Source organism: Paenibacillus aceris (assembly GCF_017874035.1).
Lineage (GTDB): Bacteria > Bacillota > Bacilli > Paenibacillales > NBRC-103111 > Paenibacillus_E > Paenibacillus_E aceris.
The window spans coordinates 393,456-415,538 of sequence record NZ_JAGGKV010000003.1 but is presented as its reverse complement, the minus strand read 5'-3'; the positions used below and the strand labels follow the sequence as shown (position 1 = coordinate 415,538).

Below are 22,083 nucleotides of genomic sequence, written 5' to 3'. Positions count from 1 at the left end.
GAAGGAAAGCCCTTTCTCGTTTAAGTATAGGAGAGACTGTTATCTGCTAAATCTGTTAGCGCTGCCGCCAGCTAGTTGTTGTTCAGCAATTTGAACAAGGCGACGTGTGATGCTGCCCCCAATGGAGCCTGTATCACGAGACGTCATGTAGCCGTAGTAGCCGTCTTGAGGAATCTGGATACCTAGTTCTTGAGCAACTTCGTATTTCATTTGATCCAAAGCTGCTGTAGCTTGTGGAACAACTAAAGAGTTGCTGCTGCGAGATTGTCCTGCCATCTGATATCACCTCCAGTAGTAGGTAGTATTATCTCTTTTGTAAAATATACTCATGCTTTATACTGGAAATTTTGTCCAAGTAAATATAAAGCTGAAAGCAGGATTGGACAGTCTTTGTTATAATAGGAAAAGCAACGGAGAACGGAGGCGGAAATCATGTTTGAACTATCTGTAAAAGGATGGTCTCTGGATAAGGATTTACAAATTATACAGGCGGATGTCCGCATGGCGGTCGAAGATAGCATCCTTATCGAAGAGCCGCTATGCATCGATGTAGGGCTCCCTGCGCTCTTGTACAGTGCGCTGCATGACACGGCACCGAATCGTTTTGCACCGCCGGACCAGTGGGAGCAGATGCCTTTCTTTGTATGCGGCTGCGGAGATCCGGAGTGTAGAGGATTTTCGTTTGTCGTTCATCATTTGCCGGAGGAACAAGTGCAGCTTATATCCGTTGAAGAGCGCACGAATGGCACATACCGCGAGCTCGAGACTCACAACATACCTGCCGATCACTATAGGAAGCAGGTCTTAGAGATCGGCGAAACCTATTTGGCATTTATCAATGGGTTGGATTATAAGCCTTATTTTGCTGATACGGTGAAAGTGGTTGAAGGGCTCGTACATCAATTACATCAACAATGACGGAGTGAATAGGATGGCAGCAGTGAAATATTATGTCGTTTGGGTAGGACATAAGCCTGGGATCTATCGATCGTGGGCAGATTGTCAGGCGCAGACGAAAGGGTACCCGCAAGCCAGATTTAAATCATATGAATCGGAATCGGAAGCTCGTCAGGCGTTGGAAAAGGGCTGGCAGAAGTCGCTGAATTTCGGAGGAAAAACGGCATCTGCTTCTGCTTCCGGGGGCAAATCAGCTACTCCTGAAACCGCTCCGGAAGTGGACTATGATAGTCTATCCGTCGATGTTGGATGCTCCGGGAATCCAGGTATTGTGGAGTACAAAGGCGTTGATACGCGTACAGGTGAGATTCTATTTTACCAAGGTCCTATTTCGAAGGGCACGAATAACTTGGGAGAGTTTTTAGCGATTGTGCACGGATTGGCGTATTTGCAAAAGCAGGGCAGCACCAAAACCATCTATACCGATTCCGTTACGGCTTTAAGCTGGATTCGGAAAAAGGAAGTTTCGACCAATTTAGTCCGCGACGCCTCGACGGAGGAAATTTGGACGCTTGTAGATCGGGCGTTGAAATGGCTGCGGACCAACAGTTACACGAATAAAATCGTGAAATGGGATACCAAAAAGTGGGGCGAAATCAAGGCCGATTTTGGCAGAAAATAAGCTCTTGCTTTTACATTGACGCGTTAGTACACTAAAGGGAGAAATTTGACGAAAAGTATGATATGATAGATTCATTATTTTTAATTAATGTATGTAATTTAGGAGGAATAGAGAATGGCTCATCCAAAACAGCGTAGCGACATGATTAAAAAAGGATTCGACCGCGCTCCTCACCGCAGCTTGCTGCGTGCAGCCGGCGTTAAAGAGGAAGATTTCGGCAAGCCGTTTATTGCGGTTTGTAACTCTTATATAGACATTATTCCCGGGCATGTTCATTTGCAGGAATTCGGTAAGATCGTGAAAGAAGCGATTCGCGAAGCGGGCGGCGTTCCATTCGAGTTCAACACGATCGGTGTTGATGATGGTATCGCGATGGGACACATCGGTATGCGCTACTCCTTGCCGAGCCGTGAAATTATTGCCGATTCCCTGGAAACGGTCGTAAACGCACACTGGTTCGATGGCATGATCTGTATTCCTAACTGTGATAAAATCACACCGGGCATGATCATGGGTGCTCTTCGCGTCAACATCCCTACGATGTTGGTTAGCGGTGGCCCGATGAAAGCCGGTAAAGATAAAAACGGTAAATCCATTTCCCTATCCTCCGTTTTCGAAGGCGTAGGTGCTTTTCAAGCAGGTAAATTGGACGAAGCTGGTCTGGAAGAGCTTGAACAATACGGTTGTCCGACTTGCGGATCCTGTTCCGGTATGTTCACAGCAAACTCCATGAACTGTTTGGCAGAAGGTCTTGGTCTTGCTATGCCGGGTAACGGTACGATCCTGGCTGTTGCCGAAGAGCGTAAGCAATTCGTGAAAGATTGCGCGAAGCAGCTGATGACTTTGATCGAGAAAGACATCAAGCCTCGTGATATCGTGACCATTGAAGCAATTGACAATGCGTTTGCACTAGATATGGCGATGGGCGGTTCCACAAATACAGTGCTTCACACATTGGCTATCGCTGCTGAAGCAGGCATCGATTACCCGATCGCTCGTATTAACGAAGTGGCAGAGCGTGTTCCTCACCTTGCCAAAATCGCTCCGGCTTCCGATTATCACATTGAAGATGTGCATCTAGCTGGCGGTGTCAGCGCAATTATTAATGAGCTTCTGAAAAAGCCGGGCGCTTTCGATGGCGAACGTCTTTCCGTTACTGCTCAAACGATTCGCGAAAACGTAGCAGGCCGCGAAATTCAAAACACGGACGTGATTCGTCCGCTAAGCAACCCGCACAGCGAAAGAGGCGGACTTGCTGTTCTGTTCGGTAACCTTGCTCCTGAAGGTAGTATCGTTAAGGTCGGAGCTGTAGATAAATCCGTAGGTGGACGTCACGTCGGTCCTGCGATCTGCTTTAACTCCCAAGATGAGGCGCTATACGGCATTGCCAATGGCAAAGTAAAAGAAGGCCATGTTGTCGTTATCCGCTACGAAGGGCCTAAAGGCGGACCTGGTATGCCGGAAATGCTGGCTCCAACGTCCCAAATCGTTGGTATGGGTCTGGGCGCGAAAGTAGCCTTGATTACAGACGGACGTTTCTCAGGCGCATCCCGCGGCATCTCGATCGGCCATATGTCTCCGGAAGCGGCAGAGGGCGGACCTCTTGCTTTCGTACAAGATGGCGACATTATCGATGTGGATATGGATGGCCGCAAAATCGAATTGCAAATCAGCGATGAAGAGTTTGCGAAGCGCCGCGAGAACTGGACAGGCTTTGAACCGAAAATCCAAACCGGATATTTGGCGCGTTACACCAAAATGGTGACGAATGCAAGTGCCGGAGCTATTTTGAAAATCTAATTGTTAACATGTTTAACGGCCAGAGCGTGCAGCTCTGGCCGTTTTTTATAATCAAAAAAAGAAATGCATAATGAGCAATGAACCTGTCAATACCGTTACAGCTACAACGATGGAGAGCGTAAGCACGAAACGGGCTTTGAAGATGGACAACAGCATCAGCGTGCTTTTAACATCGATCATCGGGCCGAAAACAAGGAAAGCCAGCAGGGAGCCTGGAGAGAACGTCTTGGCGAAAGAAGCGGCCACGAAAGCATCCGTTGTAGAGCAGAGAGAGAGCAAGTAGGCAAAACCCATCATAAAGACATGAGAGAGGACCGCACCTTGGCCGATAGCAGAAAGGCTGTCTTGGGCGACGAAGGTTTGGATTAAAGCGGTTAAGAATGCGCCAAGCATTAAGTATTTGCTCATTTCGAACAGTTCGGATGTGCCGTGACTGAGCATCGTTGCCAACCGGCCGTCACCGTGGGCGTGATTGTGACCGTGCGAATGAGCATGGTCGTGGTCATGATTGTGGTTGTCATGATGATGAGTGTGGCCCTGTTGTTCATGCTCGTGATGATGATGGTCGTGGGTGTGGACGTGTTCTATCGCGTGCCCTCCAGTGGTGTGACGCAATGGGCTGCTCTTTAGAAAGCGGGTCAACAGTAGTCCGACGATAAGCGCGACGCCAAAGGTAAGTCCCATACGCGAATAAGCCATTTCCGGCTCGCTGCGGAAGGCCATGAAGGTCGAGGCGAAGACGATCGGATTCAGAATCGGTCCGACGAGAATGAAAATGACGGCGATGTACACGGGCATGCCTTTGCGCATAAGCCGGCGAACGAAAGGAATCATGCCGCATTCGCAGAGCGGGAACATGATCCCCAGCACACAGGCGAACAAGATGCCTCCAACCGGATGCTTTGGTGTCATACGCCGAATGAAAGCTTCGGGAATGAAATTTTCAACGACAGTGGAGAGAATGACACCCATGAACATAAAGGGGAGGGCGTCGAGAAAAATGTCCATAAAGGCGGCAAACACGAGCTTGGTATCTGTCAGGATCAGCCCCGCCGGAGGAAGCTCTCTCGTTGTTACAATGAGGATGAAGAGAAATGCGCAAATCACCGTGGAGATCGGAAGGCTCCACCGGTACAATGTTGATGACAATTCGTTGACACCCCTTTGTCCATTGATAAGAAGGATTGTATGTTACCTATCCTATGTCCATGCAGGGCAAGATAGGACAAAGACCTTGGTTGACAATGGAAAGTGAAGGTGTATAATAATATAAAATCAATAAGCGATGACAGGAACAAGTACGTTTGTCTCCGTTTCTCAGAGAGCCGGTGGTTGGTGCGAACCGGTGAAACGATCAAACCGAATGGATCCTTGAGCTTGAGGCTGAACACAGTATGGGGATTGCCGGAACCTAGGCCGGAAGAATATCCGCTAACTGTCAAGTATGCCAAACGGCTGCTCTCCGTTACAAGAGCCTGAAGGTCTGTGTGACAATGCTGTATGCATGGACAAATTAGGGTGGTACCACGGTCTCTCGTCCCTTGCGGGGAGAGGCCTTTTTGTTGTCTTTTTTACCTATACACAAGCGAACTCACTATGAAATCGGAGGGACTTTCACAATGAAACGAGTATTATCAGGCATGCAATCCAGCGGTCAGCTGACGATTGGTAATTATATTGGCGCTCTTCGTAACTATGTCAAGCTGCAGCATTTGCACCGCTGTTATTTCATGGTAGTGGATATGCACGCCATCACGGTTCCGCAGGATCCGGCAGCGCTTAAAGAACAAACGGAATCGATCGCTGCGCTTTATATTGCCGCAGGACTTGACCCGAATAAGGCTTCTATCTTCCTGCAATCCCATGTTCACGCACACGCGGAGCTTGGCTGGATTATGACGACGCTGACGCACATGGGCGAGCTGGAGCGCATGACGCAGTTTAAAGATAAGTCGGAAGGCAAAGAATCCGTAGGTGCCGGTCTCTTTACGTATCCATCTCTGATGGCGGCGGACATTCTTCTGTACAATGCCGATTTGATCCCTGTTGGGGATGATCAGAAGCAGCACTTAGAGCTTACGCGCGACTTGGCGAATCGGTTTAACAACCGTTTTGGCGACATGTTCGTAATGCCACAGCCGTATATGCCTGAGATTGGCGCGAGAATCATGTCTCTGGATGATGCCTCTAAGAAGATGAGTAAAAGCAGCCCGAATGCGGGCAGTTACATCGCTATGTTGGATGACCCGGCTGTCATCCGTAAGAAGCTTAGTCGTGCTGTCACAGATTCTGGCCGTGAAGTGAAGTATGATCCTCAGAATAAACCGGAAGTCAGCAATCTGATTTCCATCTACTCGCACTTTGCTGAGATGAGCGTAGTTGAGATTGAGGCCAAATATGACGGGCAGGGCTATGGTCCTTTCAAAAAGGATCTGGCGGAGCAGATCGTAGCGGTTCTTGAACCGATTCAACAGCGGTATCAAGAGATTCGCAAGTCAGGAGAAATTTTTGATATTTTGAGAAAAGGCGCGAAAGAAGCCGCTGAGGTGGCTGACCAAACGCTGCTTGAAGTGAAGAAACGGATGGGCTTCGTGGTCATCTAAAAGAAAGCGAAAAGAGCTCGAACAGCGGCTATGCTGTTTGAGCTCTTTTTTTGTTCGTAGATATGAAAGTATAAGTTTTTTACTTTTGCTTCGCATCTACCTTGACAAGCGCACCCGTCCTTAAAGGACGACGAAGTCGTTTTATCCTTGAGCCGTTGCAGGTTACGGCCGTGAATTTTTTTTGCGAATTTTTGCCTTCACGGCAAAGCCATATCCGATAAAGCCTAAAGCGATGATCGAACAAACGAGGATCATCCAAGGCTGCCGCAGAGCGATAAATAAGGAGATGGTAGCCAGCAGCAGTGTGCCGACAACAGCGAATAGAAGTGCGAGCGGTTTACTCATAATGTGACCTACTTTCTAGAAGTTTGAACATTGTCTTCTTATTTTAAACTTTTTTAATCGCTGTGCATATAAATTCATTTCCTCCACATACTATGTTTGCAAGCTTGCAAATACATCAAAGATCATAGCTGACTGAAAGGAGTCTGATCCTTATGGCACAATCTCGTAACAGCAACACACTGGCAGTTCCACAAGCTACAGCAGCTTTAAATCAATTGAAGTATGAGGTAGCTCAAGAACTGGGCATCCAAATTCCTCAAGATGGTTACATGGGTTATATGGCTACTCGCGATGCTGGTTCAATCGGGGGTAACATTACTCGTCGTCTGGTGCAAATCGCTGAGCAAACGTTGGCTGGTCAATCCGGCTTCCGCAGCTAAAAGCGGTTGACCCGTTAATAGCTTTTCCCGATTGTTGCAATATAAAGCCCAGAGGCCTAAAAAACCTCTGGGCTTTTTTCGTGAAAACAAATATTTGAAAAGACGCGATATTGCACGCGTCTCTTTTTTAATAAAGATCTACCCGAAGTTTCTTTTCTAGTCTGGTATCATTGACCCAGCCCACGTAAGAATCGAGTGTTTTGTAATTATGATCCATGTGTATAACACCTACGAATGGATATTGCTTACGGTGGCGATAACGCACATCGGCCCATCTAACCTCGTAACCCCAGCGGTGTTCTTTGACTTCAGCGCAGGTGAAGGAAGAGAAGTAGAGCAAAGCTTGAATATCTTCATTCTTTTTGGATGCCTCGACGGCCGGATGGTCCTCGCATCTAACTGTATCTAACCATTTTAGTTTTGAATTCTTGAGTTCTCCCAGTTGGAAGGTGCCGTCGGCTCTTCGTTTGACAACATTCCAGACATAGAGATTGAATGTTACAATAAGCGTGTATTGATCGCCGTGCTGAAAGGTCGGATCTTTTCGATAAAGTCCTTTTTCTACGATGTAATGGTCAAGTGTTCGCCAAATGTAGTACAAGGCGATGATACCATATAAGGATGGAAAAACAAGCTTTGGACTTGCCACGTGGAAGGACCACATGAAGATGGCAGCGATGTGGCTCGAAAAGATAAAGGGATCAAAGATGTGGATAATGTTCCACGACACCCATTTTTCCGAAAAAGGCCGAATGGCTTGTGTACCGTATGTGTTAAAACAATCCGAGAATACGTGAAAACAAACGGCGATCCCCACCCACATTCCTAGATGCAGCAGCGGGATTCCATGAAAGAAAAGAGCCAGTGCTCCAGTTATCAACAGCGTCCAAATGAGTAAGGCAGGCAAAGAGTGGGAGCGGCCGCGATGATTGCGAATGTACGTGGCATTGCCTTTAAAGCGAAGCAGCCCGTCCACATCCGGAATCTGTGAACCGATGACGGTTCCGATGAAGACAGCAGTGGTAGCCGCTGAATCTGCGGAAACGCTGGGATCAATCTGCGACAGTCCTGCTAACCCTAAGCCAATAACAAGATGTGTACCTGTGTCCAAGTGGGTTTCTCCTCCTAAGGTCATTTTCCGTCTTCTTATTAGTTTACCATTTTGGAGCAAAAAATAAATCAGAGGGAGATCTAAAAATGTCTAAAGTTTTTGTAGAGTATGCCATAAAACCCGATTTTCGGGACTCCTATCTCATCTATATGCAGGAATGGCAAAGGCGGGAAGGGCGTTTGGAGCTGCTCCAAGGAACGGATCAGCCTGGACTTTTTGTAGAAGTGTGGAATGAAGTGACTTATGAGGAGTATACCGCAATGAAGGAAGAACGAGTGAATAGAGGCGGACAGGCAGGGGGCGATCAAGGGACGTGGGAGGAGTGGATTGAAGGAGGTTTGCGCAAATTGCATATGTGGCATTTCTCACCGATTGTTTAACGAAAGAAAAACCGCTGTCCGGATGGGGTCAGCGGTTTTCAAGCCGGAGCATCTGTCTTATCTTCTGCCCGAGTAGGGATAGTAGTAATTTAATTCCTCGTCGAATGTAATGTAGTCCAAGTTTACCATAAGTAGTAAGAAGCGCATGCCTGTAGCTGGATCGCTGATGATGATATGGTCGCGTCCTGCTGCTTCCAGTTTGCCTTTGAAAATTTTGGCGTTCCATTCCGAGTTATTTTCGTATGTCATATAGATGGTAGCCATTTTGCCAAGGTTCAGACGAAGAATATTTTCGATATAAGATTCTTCCATCGGAAGGCCCGGCACGTTTACGCCAGTTTGTAAACCGGTCCCTGTAGGTGGCAGTGTGGAGCCGCTAGGCTGCATGGGAACCATTTTGTTCGTGACTGCTGTCGGAACGGGATAGGCCGGGTAGGGAGTGCCTCCGAATGATGGCATCATTTGCGCTTGGTTGCCAATTTTGTAAGGGTTATTCAACATAACTGTAAATCCTCCTTGGAGCTTTCCTTGTGGAAGCTTTCTTCTTGTGAAGCATACACCTCATCATATTGTGCATCTGCCTATTTGGTGACTGATTTCCCCTTCCTTTTCACAAAATAAAAAAGCTCCGAAAAGGAGCTTAATTCAGTAAAAACTTATAACCGACACCCCAAACCGTTTTAATATATTTCGGCTCTTTGGGATCGGTTTCTATTTTCTTGCGCAGGTTTGCAATATGTACATCAATAGCTCGCTCAGTTACATAGGAATCGAAACCACGGACCCGGTTCAAAAGCTCTTCGCGGCTGTATACGCGGCCTTGATTTTGCCATAATAGCTTCATAATCTCGAATTCGGAGAAAGTGGTCTCAATCAATTTGTTATGTACAAAAAGACAACGCTTCTCAAGATCCAAGTGGACGATTTGATTGGTTGAGGCTTCCGCCGCCGCTGCCGCCACGTGCGTAAAGGCAGTTGAACGCCGCAATAAAGCTTGTACCCTTGCCGCAAGTTCTCTCATGGAAAAAGGCTTGCATAAGTAGTCATCCGCCCCTGTCTGCAGCCCCTTGATTCGGTCGGACACTTCACTCTTTGCTGAAACCATCAGAATAGGGATGGTAGATGAGGTTCGGAAGTATGTGCAAAGCTGGATCCCGTCAACATCGGGCAGCATGAGATCAAGAACGATTACATCAGGATTGAAATCTCGGAATAGGGTCTCTCCCTGACGACCGTTCTCCGCCCGCATGACTTGATAACCTTCTTCGTACAAATAAATGGACATCATTTCACCAATACTTAAATCATCTTCAATAATTAAAACTTTAGACATAAACGTTCCCCTCCTTTTCCTTCAAAAGGCTCGGTGCTCGATATGCCGGACGCAACATTCGATCCTATATCTAACATGTTATCATTATCCATTTTGTGCCGTCCAGTTTTTAAGTAATAAAATTAGTTGTCATGCCAAGAAAAAAAGGAAGCTGGATGGTACTTGATGCCTAATGTTTAGGTCAAGTGATCCAGCTTCCTATTGTAGAGTGAGCATAAGCATGTAAAATCATACCGTTAAGTGCTTTCGTACTTGGTCTTCGCTCAGCTGCTCGGCATGACCTTCGGCGGCGACCGTACCCCGGTCTATGACATAGTAGTAATCAGCGATACTCGTTGCGAATTCAAGGCTTTGTTCGACCAGTAAGACGGCTATCTCTCTACTCCTTTTAATGGATTCGATAATGGCCTCGATCTCCATGACGATGGATGGTTGAATGCCCTCCATAGGCTCATCGAGCAGCAGAAGCTTCGGACCGGGAGCTAGAGCGCGGGCGATGGCTAATTGCTGCTGCTGCCCCCCGCTTAGATCTCCTCCCTTGCGGTGAAGCATTTGGCGCAGCACCGGGAAAGTCTCGAACAGGGAATCGGGCAGCTTCTTTCTCCCGTCTGTCGCCGCTTCAAGGCCGAGCAGCAGGTTTTCTTCAACGGTCAGCTGAGGGAAAATTTCACGGCCTTGCGGCACGTAGCCGATGCCGGCTTTGGCTCGCTGATCCGGAGGAAGAGCCGTGATGTCCCGTTCGTTGTATTGAATAGAGCCGGATCTCGGCTTAATGAGCCCCATAATGCTTTTCATGAGCGTAGATTTTCCTACCCCGTTTCGTCCCATAAGACAAACGATCTGCCCCGGCTTCACAAGCAAATTCACATGGCGAACAACCATGCTTTCACCATAACCAGCCTCTATGTTTTGAAGATTAAGCACCGCGCTCCACTCTCCTTCCGAGATAAACCTCAGCAACTTTCTCATCATTCTGAATATCGTGCATCGTACCTTCGCGAAGGACGGTGCCTTCATGAAGCACCGTGACCTTCTTGGCAAATTGGCGAACAAATTCCATATCGTGTTCGACCACGATGATCGTTTGGTTCGCCGCGATTTCGTGGAGAAGCTCGCCTGTTTTCTCCGTTTCGCTATCGGTCATTCCCGCAGCGGGTTCGTCAAGCAGCAGAAGATCAGGCTCCTGCATGAGCAGCATGCCGATTTCGAGCCACTGCTTTTCTCCGTGAGAAAGGGAGCCGGCCCGTTCTTTGGCCTTGTTTTGCAGGCCGATCATGGCCAGTCTTTGGTGCAGCCGATCCCGCTGCTCACTTGTCGTTTTGGCCCATAGCGCACTGAGAAGGCCGCGCTTTTGCTTCATGGACAAAGCCAGGTTTTCAAATACGGTTAAAGTTGAAAAAACAGAGGGGGCTTGGAACTTGCGTCCAATACCGAGCTGTGCGATTTGATGCTCCTGGTGTTTGGTAAGATCAATGGAATTCTTGAAATAGACTTGACCTTGCGAAGGCTTCACTTTGCCGCAAATGACATCGAGAAGCGTTGTTTTGCCTGCACCATTCGGCCCGATGAGAAACCGAAGCTCCCCGTATTCCAGGGAAAAGTCCAGATTGCGCAAGGCTTTAAAGCCGTCGAAGCTCACTTCGAGCCCATTTACGCTTAATATTTTTGCGCCGGTTGCAGGTTGTTGCTCTGCTAATTGTCCAAGCATGGGATGTTCCTCCTCCTTTGTTCATCAAACAATCGTCTTGCAGGGTCAGCTGGCTTCTTGCGATGACGGAATGGGCTTTGGAAGCACGGGTTTTTTCCAATTGGACGTGTAATGGGTGATGGTGCCGACAATGCCTTTAGGCAGCAGCAGCACAACAATGATGAACATGGCGCCGAGCATGATTGGCCACCAAGCCGGATAGGCTTCACTGAATGTTGTCTTGGCTGCGTTGGTGACCAAAGCACCAAGAACAGCGCCTCCAATCGTGGAGCGACCGCCGATGGCGACCCAAAGCACCATTTCAATCGAAGGCACAATTCCCATTTGCGCTGGGGAGATGATGCCTTCTTGCAGAACGAAGAGCACGCCAGCCAGTCCGGCCAATCCTGCGGAAGCACAGTAAATGAATACTTTGTACGTGACGGGATTGTATCCGATGAAGCGTACTCGATTCTCCCCATCGCGAATGGCAGTGAGAATATTTCCTAAACGGCTGCTGACGAGCAGAGTGCACAGGACTAGGACGACAAGAACGACAGCTAAGGTGAGATAGAAAAAGAGCAGCTTCGTTGACTGTGCTTGCAGGTTTAAGCCTAAAAAGGAATCAAAATTGGTAAGTCCGTTTGTTCCGCCTGTGTATCCTTGCTGGCCGACAAACAGCGTGACCGTAATAATGACAAGCGCTTGCGACAGGATGGAGAAAAAAGCCCCCTTAATACGGTTGCGGAATGTGAAATAGCCTAAAATGAAAGCGACAATCATAGGTATGATGAGGGCAAGCAGAAAAGCTGCGCCTGCCGAGTGAAAAGGAGCCCAGAACCAGGGTAAGCTTTCTACACCGCTCCAGGACATGAAATCAGGCAGCTCCCCGGGACTCGCGACGAGTTTCAAATGCATCGCCATACAGTAGGCACCAAGTCCAAAATAAACGCCGTGACCGAGACTTAAAATGCCGGTGTAGCCCCAAATGAGGTCAATCCCCATGGCAATAATGGCATAGGCGAGAAACTTGCCGAGAAGCGAAAGACGGAAATCAGACAAATACAACGGCGCTAGAGCCAGCGCAACCAGAAAAACGGTATAAACCATCAGTTTCATCTTGGATTTTCCGGCTAAGAGCATGGAAGAGGTCACATCCTTTCTTCAGTCTAAGGATCTTGAGCGGATCGTCACGAGTCCCATCGGCTTCCATTGCAAGAAAGCGATGATGAGTGTGAAGACGAGTACTTTCCCAATCGTTGCACTGGTCGTATACTCCAGAGCCGTATTGAACACGCCAATGCCCAAGGCTCCGGCAACCGTGCCAATGAGCTTCCCGATGCCGCCAAGCACAACGACCATGAAGGCGTCAACGATGTAGTAAGTGCCTATGGTTGGCCCAATAGGTCCAACCAGCGTTAAAGCACATCCGGCAATGCCGGCCATCGCGGAGCCGAATGCAAAGGATTGCGCGTCAACTCTGCGTGTGGAAATACCGAGGCAGGCAGCCATTTCACGATTCTGCATGACAGCCCTCATTCGTCTACCGCCGGCAGAGTGGTATAAGTACATGTAGATGACGAAGATACATAGGGCGACTAGCGCGATAATGAATAGCCGCTTGTATGGAAGAATGAGATCAGTTGTAAGGTGGAGTCCGCCTTCCAGCCATTCGGGAGCTTTCACAGCGACGTTGGGTGCGCCGAAGATGGATCTGGCAAGCTGCTGCAGGGCTAGGCTGACACCCCAGGTTGCAAGCAGGCTGTCTAACGGTCTGCCGTACATAAATCGGATGAGGCACACTTCGAGCAGCCAGCCGATGAGAAAGGCTACGGCGAAGGCGACGCCCAGCGAAACGATAAAGTACCAGCCGAAGGCTGAGGCCGGCAGAAATTTTTGAAACCAATGCTGGACCAGATACGCCATGTACGCTCCGATCATAATAAACTCGCCGTGGGCCATATTCATGACATTCATAAGACCGAACGTAATGGCGAGCCCAATGGCGATCAGGAGCAAGATGGAGCTTAGGCTTAGGCCGTTGAATAATTGAAGCAGCAGCAGACTCATAACTTTGCTTCCCTCCTAGTGAACCCCGAGTAAAATAATGAAATCCAGGACTGCCGTTAGGCAGACCTGGCTTCAAGAACGAGCCTATCGGTAGTATTTTTATTTCTTCGTTACTTCGGCGCCCCATGGGTACGTTTTGAGGAACGGATCCGGTTTAAGCGCTTGACCGGAATTCCATATTTCCTTGATTTGACCGTCAGCGCCAATTTGGCCGATGCGTGCTGTTTTGGAAATATGCTGGTTCTCGCCGTCAATCGTGACTTTGCCCTCCGGTGAATTCCATTCGATGCCTTTGGCTGCGGCTTTTACTTTCTCTACATCAAAAGAACCTGCTTTTTTGACGGCTTCAGCCCATAGGTAGACAGCTGTGTAACCGGCTTCGATCGGATCGTCGGTAACACGGTCTTTCCCGTATTTCGCCTTGTAAGCTTCAACGAATTTTTTGTTCTCTGGTGTATCCGTTGTTTGGTAGTAGTTCCAAGCGGTGTAGTGTCCATCGAGGACAGAAGCTCCGATACCGCGAACCTCTTCTTCGGCGATGCTGACGGACATCGTCGTTAAATCTTTGGCTGTAATGCCAGCGTCTTTCAATTGCTTGAAGAAAGCTACGTTACTATCACCGTTCAGCGTATTGAAAACGACATCCGGGTTCTCTTTTTTGATTTTGCTAATGATTGTATTGTAATCGGTGTGTCCGAGCGGCGTGTATTCCTCTGCGACAAGTGTGCCGCCTTCGGCTTTCAGCTGCTCTTTAATAATTTTGTTGGCTGTTCTTGGGAAAACGTAGTCTGAACCTAAGAGGTAGAATTTCTTTCCTTTGTTTTGAAGGAGCCAGGTTACTGCGGGGATAATTTGTTGATTCGTTGTTGCACCTACATAGAAGATGTTAGGAGAAGATTCAACGCCTTCATATTGAACCGGATACCAAAGTAGTCCTTTGTTCTGCTCGACGACCGGAAGTACGGCTTTGCGGCTGGCGGATGTCCAGCAACCGAAAATCGTAACAACACTATCCTTTTGCAGTAACTTCTTAGTTTTCTCTGCGAAAGTAGGCCAATCGGACGCGCCGTCTTCAATGACGGGCTTCAGTTTCTTGCCTAAGAGTCCCCCAGCTGCATTAATTTCATCAATCGCCATTAGCTCCGCATCTCTTACAGATACTTCGCTGATGGACATCGTGCCCGTCAGAGAGTGAAGAATACCAACAGGTACGGTCTCATCCTTCGTCTCCGCTTTTGCTTCTGCCGCCTTAGTTGCCATAGGTGTAGTTGTTGCAGTGGATGCAGTAGGCTCCGACTTTGCACAGCCAGCCATGACCAACATCATTGCCATACTTAAAGCGACTGTGAGTTTCCCTTTGCTTCTTATCTCTCTCATTTTCCGTCCCACTCCCTTACTTACAAGATTTGGATTACAACGCTTATGATAAAGTGGGCAAAAGGGTGATGTCAATGTATATGACATACATTGTTTTTATTTTGTTATTCATGCACAAAAAGTTGCCGAAACTTTGTGCGAATTGTGCAAAAGAGCAAAATTTACAGCGATTTTTTCGTTTATCATGTAATAATATATAACATTAAAGATTTACAATCCTGAAATACCCGAATATAATGAGTGTAAAGGATTACCATTATTCGGTTTTTGAAGAGGTGATGATGTGCATTTAACTGAGCGTGAGAAAGAAAAGCTCCTCATTACAGTAGCTGCAGACTTAGCGCGACGAAGATTGAACAGAGGCGTAAAGCTGAATTATCCCGAGAGCATCGCACTGATCACATCTGAGATTATGGAAGGGGCCAGGGATGGTATGACGGTTGCTGAGTTGATGACCTTCGGCACGACCATTTTGAAAGCAGAGCAGGTCATGGAAGGTGTCCCTCAAATGATTCATGAGGTGCAGGTAGAAGCTACGTTCCCTGATGGCACGAAGCTGGTGACCGTTCACGAACCAATTACTTAATCATTGTCAAGAAGAGTCGGAAGGGGCGAGAAGATGGTTCCGGGGGAATATCGAATTAGCAAAGGCTTTATCGAAATGAATATAGGAAGACAAACGACCCAGATCATTGTCACGAATACAGGTGATCGTCCTGTGCAAGTAGGGTCCCATTTCCACTTTTTTGAAGTGAACCGCGCCTTGGCATTTTCGAGAGAGCTTGCTTATGGCATGCGATTGGATATTCCTGCAGGGACGGCTGTCCGGTTCGAGCCAGGTGAGCAAAAGCCGATTCAACTGGTCGAGCTGGGCGGGGCCAAACGATCCTATGGGCTCAACAACTTGAGCAAAGGGCCCGCGGTGAAAGATCGAATGTCGAATGAGACGCGAGAAAGATGGCAGGCATGGGAGGGGAAACCCGGTGAGTCAAATAGATCGTAAGAGCTACGCTCTGATGTTCGGACCTACGACAGGCGATGCCATTCGTTTGGCGGATACGGAGCTATGGGCCCAAATTGAGCATGATTACACCGTCTATGGGGACGAATGCAAGTTTGGCGGAGGAAAAGTGATACGAGACGGGATGGGGCAGTCCAGCGGCGCCACCCGAGATCAAGGTGTACTGGACACACTGATCACGAATGCTGTCGTTATTGATCATTGGGGCATCGTGAAAGGCGATATCGGCATCAAGGATGGACATATCGTCGGGATTGGGAAAGCAGGCAATCCAGATATTATGGATGGCGTACATCCGAACCTGATTGTCGGGGCAAGCACGGAGGTTATCGCTGGTGAAGGTAAAATTGTGACCGCAGGGGGAATCGATTCCCACATTCATTATATATGCCCTCAGCAAATCGAAACAGCGCTGTCATCCGGTGTGACGACGATGATCGGCGGCGGTACAGGACCGGCAACAGGCACGAATGCGACAACGTGTACGCCTGGCGCTTGGCACTTGCAGCGGATGCTGGAAGCCGCTGAAGCGTTTCCGATGAACTTAGGCTTTACCGGGAAGGGGAACTCCTCTTTCTTGCCGCCATTAATTGAACAAATTGAAGCGGGTGCAATCGGCTTGAAGCTGCATGAAGATTGGGGAACAACCCCGGCGGCTATCGATACATGTCTGGAAGCGGCCGATCAATACGACGTTCAGGTAGCCATTCATACGGATACATTAAATGAAGCGGGATTTCTGGAGGATACCCTGGCAGCCATCAAAGGCCGCACTATCCACACGTATCATACAGAAGGAGCGGGCGGAGGACATGCGCCGGATATCATTCGGGCAGCTGCCGAGTTGAATATCCTGCCGTCTTCGACCAATCCGACGCGGCCGTACACGATCAATACCATTGAAGAGCATTTGGATATGCTCATGGTTTGCCATCATTTGGACAGCCGGATTCCTGAGGATGTGGCATTTGCCGACTCGAGGATACGCCCGGAGACGATTGCTGCAGAGGATATTCTGCACGATCTTGGGGTGTTCAGTATGCTGAGCTCCGACTCCCAGGCTATGGGTCGTGTGGGCGAGGTCATCATTCGCACCTGGCAAACGGCGGATAAGATGAAGAAACAGCGGGGACCGCTCGATCCGGATACGGAGGACAGCGATAATTTCCGCATCAAGCGTTACATTGCCAAGTACACGATTAACCCAGCGATTACGCATGGTGTTTCGCATCTGGTTGGTTCTATCGAACCGGGGAAGTTCGCGGATTTGGTGGTTTGGAGCCCGATGTTTTTTGGGGTCAAACCGGATTTGGTGCTCAAGGGCGGCAGCATTGCCTATGCGCAAATGGGAGATCCGAATGCTTCCATTCCAACGCCGCAGCCGGTGTTCGGCCGGCCTATGTTTGCTGCTTTCGGCAAGGCTCTGACACAAAGCTCGATTACGTTCGTTTCTGGGGCAGCTTTTGACAAGGGCATTGCGGAGAAGTTGGGGTTACAAAAGCGGATTGAAGCTGTGAAAGGCTGCCGCACGGTTTCGAAAAAAGATATGGTGCATAACAATGGCACACCTTCTATAGAAGTGAACCCGGAAACCTATGAAGTCAAAGTAGATGGGGAAGCCATTACATGCGAACCGGCGACGAAGCTGCCGATGGCGCAGCTATATTTCTTATTTTAAAATGCAGGTGATGAACATGGATGGGATGAAACCAGCAACAGCTGTACGTCAAGCGGAAATGGCTCCGGGGTTTCACTGGCTTGCCTACCAGCAGCTTCTAGATTCGGCTTTGCCGATCGGAGGATTCTCTCATTCCTTTGGATTGGAAACACTCGTTCAACAAGGGCGGTTGGAAACCGTAAGCGAGCTTGAAGCTTATATCGGCACCATGCTCCTCCACAGCTGGGCTTCGTCCGATGCGATGGTGATCAAAGCAGCCTACATCCATATACCCTGCGGGGAATGGAATCAGCTATGGACAATCGACCACATGCTGCATGTGCAGCGGGTATCCAGTGAAGCAAGAAGCGGTGTTCAAAAGATGGGGCGCAGGCTGCTGCAGATATCGCGGGCGATGTACCCTGAGTTGAACTGGAAGCCTTTAGATGAAGCGGTGAAGGCCGGGCTGTGCAGCTGCAATCATCCCATTGTTCACGGATGGGTGAGCTATCACCTTGGCGTGCCGCTCTATCAAGCAGTGGAGGGATATTTGTACAGCTGCGTAATGACCTGCATCAATAGTGCGCTCAGACTCATGTCTATGGGGCAGACTCAGGGCCAAATGCTGCTTTCCAAAGTGATTCCGTTAATCGGAAGTCAGTGGCAGCGCGTCGCTCAGTTAGATCCCATGGACGCCTACACGAATTCACCCGCGGCAGATCTGGCTATGATGCAGCACGAAACGCTATATTCGCGATTATTTATGTCTTAACTCATACTCGGGCCTGTCAAAGTGCCTCAAATTTATTCTAGGAGGAATGGCTATGTGTCAAGGACAAGGTCATCATCATCATCAGTGGGAGAAGCCGGCTGTCGATCGGACCCGCCCGATGCGCATTGGTATCGGGGGACCCGTTGGTTCCGGCAAAACAGCCTTGGTTGAGCGTCTAGCCCGCAAGCTTAACAATCGCTACAGCATCGCGGTAATTACGAATGATATTTATACGAAGGAAGATGCTCGTATTCTGATAAGCTCTGAGGCGCTGCCGGAGGAACGCATTATCGGGGTGGAGACAGGCGGATGTCCGCATACGGCGATTCGGGAAGATGCTTCCATGAATTTCGAAGCTATCGAAGAGCTGGAGCAGCGTTTTGACAATCTCGATATTATTTTTATCGAGAGCGGCGGAGATAATTTGGCTGCGGCTTTCAGTCCGGAATTAGTGGATCGCTTCATCTATATTATTGATGTTGCGCAAGGAGAGAAAATTCCGCGCAAAGGCGGCCCAGGCATTATGCGATCGGATATGCTTATCATTAACAAAATTGATTTGGCCCCGTATGTAGGCGCAAGTCTGGAAGTTATGGATTCGGATACGAAGAAAATGCGCGGCGACCGCCCCTACATTTTCTCCAACCTGATGGGTGGCACAGGGCTTGACGATATTGTGACATGGGTGGAGCAGGAGTACAGCCATGCCTAGGGTGACCGGGGAGATCACGGCAGCATTTGCAATACGCAGCGGCATCACGCAGCTCGTCCACAAATATCACGCCTCCCCGCTCAAAATCGCCAAGACGTTCCGCTATGAGAATGAAACGTTCACAGGTGCCCAGCCCGCAGATCAGTTGGGCGTCTATATGATGGACTGCTCCCCCGGACTGATGTCAGGGGATCATTATGAAATCAACGTGCGCCTAGAAGAAGGCGCACGTGTTTTTCTAACGAACCAATCGTTTACGAAGGTTCATCCGTCATTAGCGGATCAGGGCAGTTCGCAGCGCCAGTCGCTGCATGTAGAAAGAGATGCTTTACTGGAGTATATCCCCGAGCCGCTGATGTTGTATAAGGATGCCCGTTTATTTTCGGAAACGGAGGTACATCTCGCACCAGGGGCTGCTTGCATATACTCGGAAGTCCTCTGTCCGGGACGTACGCAGCGCGGGGAAGTCTTCCAATACTCGCGATATACGAATCGCATGCAGGTGTGGTACGGTACGGAACTGATTTATTATCAGAACCAGAGGATTGAACCCCATGCTATGCAGCTTTCAGCACCGGGGAGCTGGGAGCAGGAAACCCATTTGGGGAATCTGTTCGTCTTCTCAGATCGTTTGGAGCAGCAGCATCTTAATGACATGCTGGCGTGTCTGGAAAAGCTTGCTGGCATGGAAGATGTACGAATTGGAGCCAGCCTTACTTATAAACACGGGATGATCATTACGGTGATGGGACGGCATGCATGGAAATTGCAGCATGTCCTAGCCAAAGCTTGGCATGAATTACGCCGCAGCTTACTAGCATTAACCCCATTAATGGTTAATAAATAGTTGCTAAAGGAGCCCTCAGGGCTCCTTTTTGGGTTCACATTTATTGAGTGGTGGGACCGGCGTTCCCCTATAGTGTTCAGAGCTCCTCTTTTTACCAGAATAGAGGATCGTTGTTCCCTCTTTAGTGCTTGTACGATGCCATTCACTGTTCAGCCTCTTCTTTTGCTAAGGAGAATTGCTAATATTTTGTTGGGAGAGAATGGTAAGTTTATTTTCCACGCATACTGGAAAGAGAATCGACAATATCATGACAACTGCCCTCACTTCATTGTCAAACGGTGTAGGGGTTGGTATGATAAATGTGTTCATAAATCAGTTAGCACGGAAGTTCGATATAGAGGAGGGCAATGACGTGGAAAATCAAGCAAGTTACGAAAGCATTTCTAACGGTTCGCCACAAGGTTCCCTGGGGAACGAAGCCATAGATGCAACCAGTAAGTCATCATCTGCAGAGCCTGTGACGCTAAAAGATTTTTATCGCTTGGTGAAACCGGGCATTATTTATTCAAACCTAATGACGGCTTTTGCCGGTTATTGGATGGCAGCACGCTGGGACGTAAGCTGGGCGCATTTATTTTTTACGATGCTCGGAACAGCGCTTGTAATGGCTGGCGGTACGGTGCTGAATAATTACTTGGACCGTGAAATGGATGCCAAGATGGAGCGGACACAGAACAGAGCGCTGCCTAGCGGAAGACTTGGACCGAATGTGGTGTTATGGTACGGCATTATTTTGGGAACGATCGGATTGGCTGTTCTCTACTTTGGAGCGCAGTCCCCGCTGGCCACTTTGATCGGGTTAATCGGATTGTTCTTATATGTATGGCTCTATACGGCATGGTTCAAGAGAACCTCAGTGTGGAGCACGTTCGTAGGCGCATTTTCCGGTGCGACGCCACCGGTCATCGGGTACTGCGCAGTTAGCGGAACGGTCGATCTAGGAGCTATCTTGGTATTCCTTTTCTTATTCCTCTGGCAGCCGCCGCATTTCTGGGCACTGGGCATTCGCCGTATGGAAGAATATCGCGCCGCAGGATTCCCGCTTTTACCGGTTGTGAAAGGATCATACGTAACCAAGATTTCGATGGTTCGTTATGTGGTACTGCTTGTGCCGGTAACCGTTATGTTAACGGCTTATGGATATGTAGGCTACCTCTTTTTGATAGGCTCCACGATTCTCGGCTTGATCTGGGTGTTCATGAGCGTGAAGGGTTTCAAAGCAACAGGTGAGGCTGAAGTGGTGTGGGCAAAGCGCATGTTTCTTTTCTCCATTATGTACCTAACACTTTTATCGATCCTCATGGTCATTGATACGGTGAAGATTAGCTAAATGAAGGACGGATGATTAAGAATGAGTACATTTTTCGAAAAAAATTGGTTCAAGCTGGCGCTTGGCGCTATCTTGATTGCGATGATTGCTTCTTTTGCTTATAAGCTTTGGGTGAACAGCAGCGAGCCTGATCAACGCTTAACGGCGATGAAGCAGTCGCCATCTTTTCAGCTGCAAGACTTGGATGGGAAAACAGTCGCTTCCGCTGATACGGATGGCAAGGTGAGACTCGTGTATTTCTTCTATTCTTTCTGTCCTGACGTTTGTATGCCGACAACTTTTTTACTGACACAAGTGCAGGATGAGTTGAAGAAAAAAGAGTTATTCGGTACGAAATCCGAAATTATTTCAATAACGGTGGATCCGAACAGGGATACGCCGGCGGTGCTCAAAGAGTTCGGCAGCAAGTTCGAATCCAAGCCTGACCCAAGCGGATGGATGTTCCTCCGCGGCGAAGAAGCGAAGATCCACAAGCTTGCTGAGGACTTCGGAATCATGGTGATTAAGGAGAAGGACGGAAACTTCTCTCACTCTAATGCTATTTTACTTGTTGATAAAAAAGGGAAGTTGCGCAATTATTATGATGCAAGCAATCCTGAACTGGATGCGGACCATATTGTTAAAGACGTGGTAACCTTGTCCAAAGAGAAATAATTTAATGGTATGAACTATTCAAAAGCAGGATCTGGTAAAGGGTATATGATATACTCCTCCAGACCTGCTTTTTCTAATTGCTGAATGAGGTATTCTTCGGGCGTTCCTTCGACGCCGGCATACCCTTTGCGTGTATAAATTTGCTCGGCATCCGGAAACGTATCCCGCAGGAGAAAACGGATTTTTTTGCCGGAAGCGTCATTATCCGTAAATAAATAAACTTGTTTGTCGCTGGCTTTCTTTCTTAATTCTTCCAAGGTTTGCGAGCTGGGGGTACCGAAGGTGCAAAGGATCTGAACGCTCTCATCCACAACGCGTTTTAAGCGGCTTTTGTCGTTTTTGCCTTCTACAATGATCGTGATCGACATGGGATATCCTCCATCAGGTTTTTTTGTAGTATAACCCGTTTTCACGTGCGATCCAAG

26 protein-coding genes and 1 other annotated feature are annotated in these 22,083 nt (G+C 48.5%); of the genes, 14 read left to right on the top strand and 12 right to left on the bottom strand.

Annotated elements, in window-relative coordinates:
• Positions 1–39: 39 nt before the first annotated feature.
• On the bottom strand, positions 40–276 hold the full coding sequence (locus J2Z65_RS08695) for an alpha/beta-type small acid-soluble spore protein (protein ID WP_127453012.1): 237 nt from the start codon (positions 274–276) through the stop codon (positions 40–42).
• Positions 277–432: 156 nt separating this feature from the next.
• Between J2Z65_RS08695 and J2Z65_RS08690 the strand changes: the two genes are divergently transcribed.
• From J2Z65_RS08690 to ilvD, 3 genes are all read left to right on the top strand, one after another.
• Positions 433–918: a hypothetical protein gene (locus J2Z65_RS08690; protein ID WP_167062358.1), complete on the top strand. Its 486-nt coding sequence runs from the start codon at positions 433–435 to the stop codon at positions 916–918.
• Between the two features lie 13 nt (positions 919–931).
• A complete protein-coding gene (rnhA, locus tag J2Z65_RS08685; RefSeq protein ID WP_167062355.1) occupies positions 932–1,579 on the top strand; it encodes a ribonuclease H in 648 nt (215 codons plus the stop codon).
• Between the two features lie 114 nt (positions 1,580–1,693).
• Entirely contained in the window at positions 1,694–3,379 is a 1,686-nt protein-coding gene (ilvD, locus tag J2Z65_RS08680) for a dihydroxy-acid dehydratase (RefSeq protein WP_167062352.1), read from the top strand.
• Positions 3,380–3,430: 51 nt separating this feature from the next.
• Here the strand turns inward: ilvD and J2Z65_RS08675 are convergent, their stop codons facing one another.
• The gene (locus tag J2Z65_RS08675; protein ID WP_167062349.1) at positions 3,431–4,528 is read right to left on the bottom strand and encodes a permease; all 1,098 of its coding nucleotides are present in this window, start codon (positions 4,526–4,528) and stop codon (positions 3,431–3,433) included.
• A 127-nt stretch (positions 4,529–4,655) separates the two neighbouring features.
• Positions 4,656–4,924: a binding site (T-box leader), on the top strand.
• Positions 4,925–4,998: 74 nt separating this feature from the next.
• Between J2Z65_RS08675 and trpS the strand changes: the two genes are divergently transcribed.
• Complete coding sequence (gene trpS / locus J2Z65_RS08670) at positions 4,999–5,982, top strand: tryptophan--tRNA ligase (protein WP_167062346.1); 984 nt, start codon at positions 4,999–5,001, stop codon at positions 5,980–5,982.
• Positions 5,983–6,144: 162 nt separating this feature from the next.
• Here the strand turns inward: trpS and J2Z65_RS08665 are convergent, their stop codons facing one another.
• Positions 6,145–6,327: a DUF5325 family protein gene (locus J2Z65_RS08665; RefSeq protein ID WP_167062344.1), complete on the bottom strand. Its 183-nt coding sequence runs from the start codon at positions 6,325–6,327 to the stop codon at positions 6,145–6,147.
• A 152-nt stretch (positions 6,328–6,479) separates the two neighbouring features.
• Here J2Z65_RS08665 and J2Z65_RS08660 point away from each other — a divergent pair, with 152 nt between their 5' ends.
• Positions 6,480–6,707: an alpha/beta-type small acid-soluble spore protein gene (locus tag J2Z65_RS08660; protein WP_127453002.1), complete on the top strand. Its 228-nt coding sequence runs from the start codon at positions 6,480–6,482 to the stop codon at positions 6,705–6,707.
• Between the two features lie 127 nt (positions 6,708–6,834).
• Here the strand turns inward: J2Z65_RS08660 and J2Z65_RS08655 are convergent, their stop codons facing one another.
• Entirely contained in the window at positions 6,835–7,818 is a 984-nt protein-coding gene (locus J2Z65_RS08655; RefSeq protein WP_167062341.1) for a metal-dependent hydrolase, read from the bottom strand.
• Between the two features lie 86 nt (positions 7,819–7,904).
• Between J2Z65_RS08655 and J2Z65_RS08650 the strand changes: the two genes are divergently transcribed.
• Positions 7,905–8,198 (top strand): hypothetical protein, encoded by a 294-nt coding sequence (locus tag J2Z65_RS08650; RefSeq protein WP_167062338.1) that lies wholly within the window; start codon positions 7,905–7,907, stop codon positions 8,196–8,198.
• A gap of 57 nt (positions 8,199–8,255) precedes the next feature.
• Here the strand turns inward: J2Z65_RS08650 and gerQ are convergent, their stop codons facing one another.
• From gerQ to urtA, 7 genes are all read right to left on the bottom strand, one after another.
• Positions 8,256–8,699 carry a spore coat protein GerQ gene (gerQ, locus tag J2Z65_RS08645; RefSeq protein WP_240159837.1) on the bottom strand — a complete coding sequence of 148 codons (444 nt, stop codon included), beginning with the start codon at positions 8,697–8,699 and terminating at the stop codon, positions 8,256–8,258.
• Positions 8,700–8,838: 139 nt separating this feature from the next.
• A complete protein-coding gene (locus J2Z65_RS08640) occupies positions 8,839–9,531 on the bottom strand; it encodes a response regulator transcription factor (RefSeq protein WP_167062335.1) in 693 nt (230 codons plus the stop codon).
• A gap of 228 nt (positions 9,532–9,759) precedes the next feature.
• A complete protein-coding gene (urtE, locus tag J2Z65_RS08635; protein WP_167062331.1) occupies positions 9,760–10,455 on the bottom strand; it encodes an urea ABC transporter ATP-binding subunit UrtE in 696 nt (231 codons plus the stop codon).
• Positions 10,448–11,239 (bottom strand): urea ABC transporter ATP-binding protein UrtD, encoded by a 792-nt coding sequence (gene urtD / locus J2Z65_RS08630; RefSeq protein WP_167062327.1) that lies wholly within the window; start codon positions 11,237–11,239, stop codon positions 10,448–10,450. Before urtD ends, urtE begins: the two co-directional genes overlap by 8 nt.
• Positions 11,240–11,284: 45 nt before the next feature.
• Positions 11,285–12,361 carry an urea ABC transporter permease subunit UrtC gene (urtC, locus tag J2Z65_RS08625; protein ID WP_167062324.1) on the bottom strand — a complete coding sequence of 359 codons (1,077 nt, stop codon included), beginning with the start codon at positions 12,359–12,361 and terminating at the stop codon, positions 11,285–11,287.
• Between the two features lie 21 nt (positions 12,362–12,382).
• Positions 12,383–13,288: an urea ABC transporter permease subunit UrtB gene (gene urtB, locus J2Z65_RS08620; protein ID WP_167062321.1), complete on the bottom strand. Its 906-nt coding sequence runs from the start codon at positions 13,286–13,288 to the stop codon at positions 12,383–12,385.
• 99 nt (positions 13,289–13,387) lie between these two features.
• Positions 13,388–14,665, bottom strand: coding sequence for an urea ABC transporter substrate-binding protein (gene urtA, locus J2Z65_RS08615; RefSeq protein ID WP_193581002.1), 1,278 nt, complete (start codon positions 14,663–14,665; stop codon positions 13,388–13,390).
• Between the two features lie 283 nt (positions 14,666–14,948).
• Between urtA and J2Z65_RS08610 the strand changes: the two genes are divergently transcribed.
• The 8 genes from J2Z65_RS08610 (at position 14,949) to J2Z65_RS08575 (ending at position 21,658) form a co-directional block, all read left to right on the top strand.
• Positions 14,949–15,251 (top strand): urease subunit gamma, encoded by a 303-nt coding sequence (locus J2Z65_RS08610; RefSeq protein ID WP_167062318.1) that lies wholly within the window; start codon positions 14,949–14,951, stop codon positions 15,249–15,251.
• Positions 15,252–15,284: 33 nt separating this feature from the next.
• Positions 15,285–15,668, top strand: coding sequence for an urease subunit beta (gene ureB / locus J2Z65_RS08605; protein WP_167062315.1), 384 nt, complete (start codon positions 15,285–15,287; stop codon positions 15,666–15,668).
• Positions 15,649–17,364, top strand: a complete 1,716-nt coding sequence (gene ureC / locus J2Z65_RS08600; protein WP_167062311.1) for an urease subunit alpha — start codon at positions 15,649–15,651, stop codon at positions 17,362–17,364. Before ureB ends, ureC begins: the two co-directional genes overlap by 20 nt.
• A gap of 16 nt (positions 17,365–17,380) precedes the next feature.
• Positions 17,381–18,115 (top strand): urease accessory protein UreF, encoded by a 735-nt coding sequence (locus J2Z65_RS08595; RefSeq protein WP_240159836.1) that lies wholly within the window; start codon positions 17,381–17,383, stop codon positions 18,113–18,115.
• A gap of 52 nt (positions 18,116–18,167) precedes the next feature.
• On the top strand, positions 18,168–18,827 hold the full coding sequence (gene ureG / locus J2Z65_RS08590) for an urease accessory protein UreG (RefSeq protein WP_167062308.1): 660 nt from the start codon (positions 18,168–18,170) through the stop codon (positions 18,825–18,827).
• Positions 18,820–19,674: an urease accessory protein UreD gene (locus tag J2Z65_RS08585; protein WP_167062305.1), complete on the top strand. Its 855-nt coding sequence runs from the start codon at positions 18,820–18,822 to the stop codon at positions 19,672–19,674. Before ureG ends, J2Z65_RS08585 begins: the two co-directional genes overlap by 8 nt.
• Before the next feature lie 406 nt (positions 19,675–20,080).
• The gene (gene cyoE, locus J2Z65_RS08580; protein WP_240159875.1) at positions 20,081–21,004 is read left to right on the top strand and encodes a heme o synthase; all 924 of its coding nucleotides are present in this window, start codon (positions 20,081–20,083) and stop codon (positions 21,002–21,004) included.
• 21 nt (positions 21,005–21,025) lie between these two features.
• Positions 21,026–21,658 carry an SCO family protein gene (locus J2Z65_RS08575; protein WP_167062299.1) on the top strand — a complete coding sequence of 211 codons (633 nt, stop codon included), beginning with the start codon at positions 21,026–21,028 and terminating at the stop codon, positions 21,656–21,658.
• 14 nt (positions 21,659–21,672) lie between these two features.
• Here the strand turns inward: J2Z65_RS08575 and J2Z65_RS08570 are convergent, their stop codons facing one another.
• A complete protein-coding gene (locus J2Z65_RS08570; protein WP_167062296.1) occupies positions 21,673–22,026 on the bottom strand; it encodes a toprim domain-containing protein in 354 nt (117 codons plus the stop codon).
• Positions 22,027–22,083 lie beyond the last annotated feature (57 nt).

Bases quoted from the DNA above. Each gene is read 5' to 3' on its own strand.
- J2Z65_RS08690 (WP_167062358.1), top strand. From the start codon at position 433: ATGTTTGAACTATCTGTAAAAGGATGGTCTCTGGATAAGGATTTACAA.
- J2Z65_RS08585 (WP_167062305.1), top strand. From the start codon at position 18,820: ATGCCTAGGGTGACCGGGGAGATCACGGCAGCATTTGCAATACGCAGC.
- urtA (WP_193581002.1), bottom strand. From the start codon at position 14,665: ATGAGAGAGATAAGAAGCAAAGGGAAACTCACAGTCGCTTTAAGTATG.
- J2Z65_RS08595 (WP_240159836.1), top strand. From the start codon at position 17,381: ATGGATGGGATGAAACCAGCAACAGCTGTACGTCAAGCGGAAATGGCT.
- J2Z65_RS08650 (WP_167062338.1), top strand. From the start codon at position 7,905: ATGTCTAAAGTTTTTGTAGAGTATGCCATAAAACCCGATTTTCGGGAC.
- J2Z65_RS08570 (WP_167062296.1), bottom strand. From the start codon at position 22,026: ATGTCGATCACGATCATTGTAGAAGGCAAAAACGACAAAAGCCGCTTA.
- ilvD (WP_167062352.1), top strand. From the start codon at position 1,694: ATGGCTCATCCAAAACAGCGTAGCGACATGATTAAAAAAGGATTCGAC.
- J2Z65_RS08695 (WP_127453012.1), bottom strand. From the start codon at position 276: ATGGCAGGACAATCTCGCAGCAGCAACTCTTTAGTTGTTCCACAAGCT.
- gerQ (WP_240159837.1), bottom strand. From the start codon at position 8,699: ATGTTGAATAACCCTTACAAAATTGGCAACCAAGCGCAAATGATGCCA.
- J2Z65_RS08660 (WP_127453002.1), top strand. From the start codon at position 6,480: ATGGCACAATCTCGTAACAGCAACACACTGGCAGTTCCACAAGCTACA.
- trpS (WP_167062346.1), top strand. From the start codon at position 4,999: ATGAAACGAGTATTATCAGGCATGCAATCCAGCGGTCAGCTGACGATT.
- J2Z65_RS08665 (WP_167062344.1), bottom strand. From the start codon at position 6,327: ATGAGTAAACCGCTCGCACTTCTATTCGCTGTTGTCGGCACACTGCTG.
- ureG (WP_167062308.1), top strand. From the start codon at position 18,168: ATGTGTCAAGGACAAGGTCATCATCATCATCAGTGGGAGAAGCCGGCT.
- urtC (WP_167062324.1), bottom strand. From the start codon at position 12,361: ATGCTCTTAGCCGGAAAATCCAAGATGAAACTGATGGTTTATACCGTT.
- urtB (WP_167062321.1), bottom strand. From the start codon at position 13,288: ATGAGTCTGCTGCTGCTTCAATTATTCAACGGCCTAAGCCTAAGCTCC.
- ureB (WP_167062315.1), top strand. From the start codon at position 15,285: ATGGTTCCGGGGGAATATCGAATTAGCAAAGGCTTTATCGAAATGAAT.
- J2Z65_RS08640 (WP_167062335.1), bottom strand. From the start codon at position 9,531: ATGTCTAAAGTTTTAATTATTGAAGATGATTTAAGTATTGGTGAAATG.
- rnhA (WP_167062355.1), top strand. From the start codon at position 932: ATGGCAGCAGTGAAATATTATGTCGTTTGGGTAGGACATAAGCCTGGG.
- J2Z65_RS08575 (WP_167062299.1), top strand. From the start codon at position 21,026: ATGAGTACATTTTTCGAAAAAAATTGGTTCAAGCTGGCGCTTGGCGCT.
- urtD (WP_167062327.1), bottom strand. From the start codon at position 11,239: ATGCTTGGACAATTAGCAGAGCAACAACCTGCAACCGGCGCAAAAATA.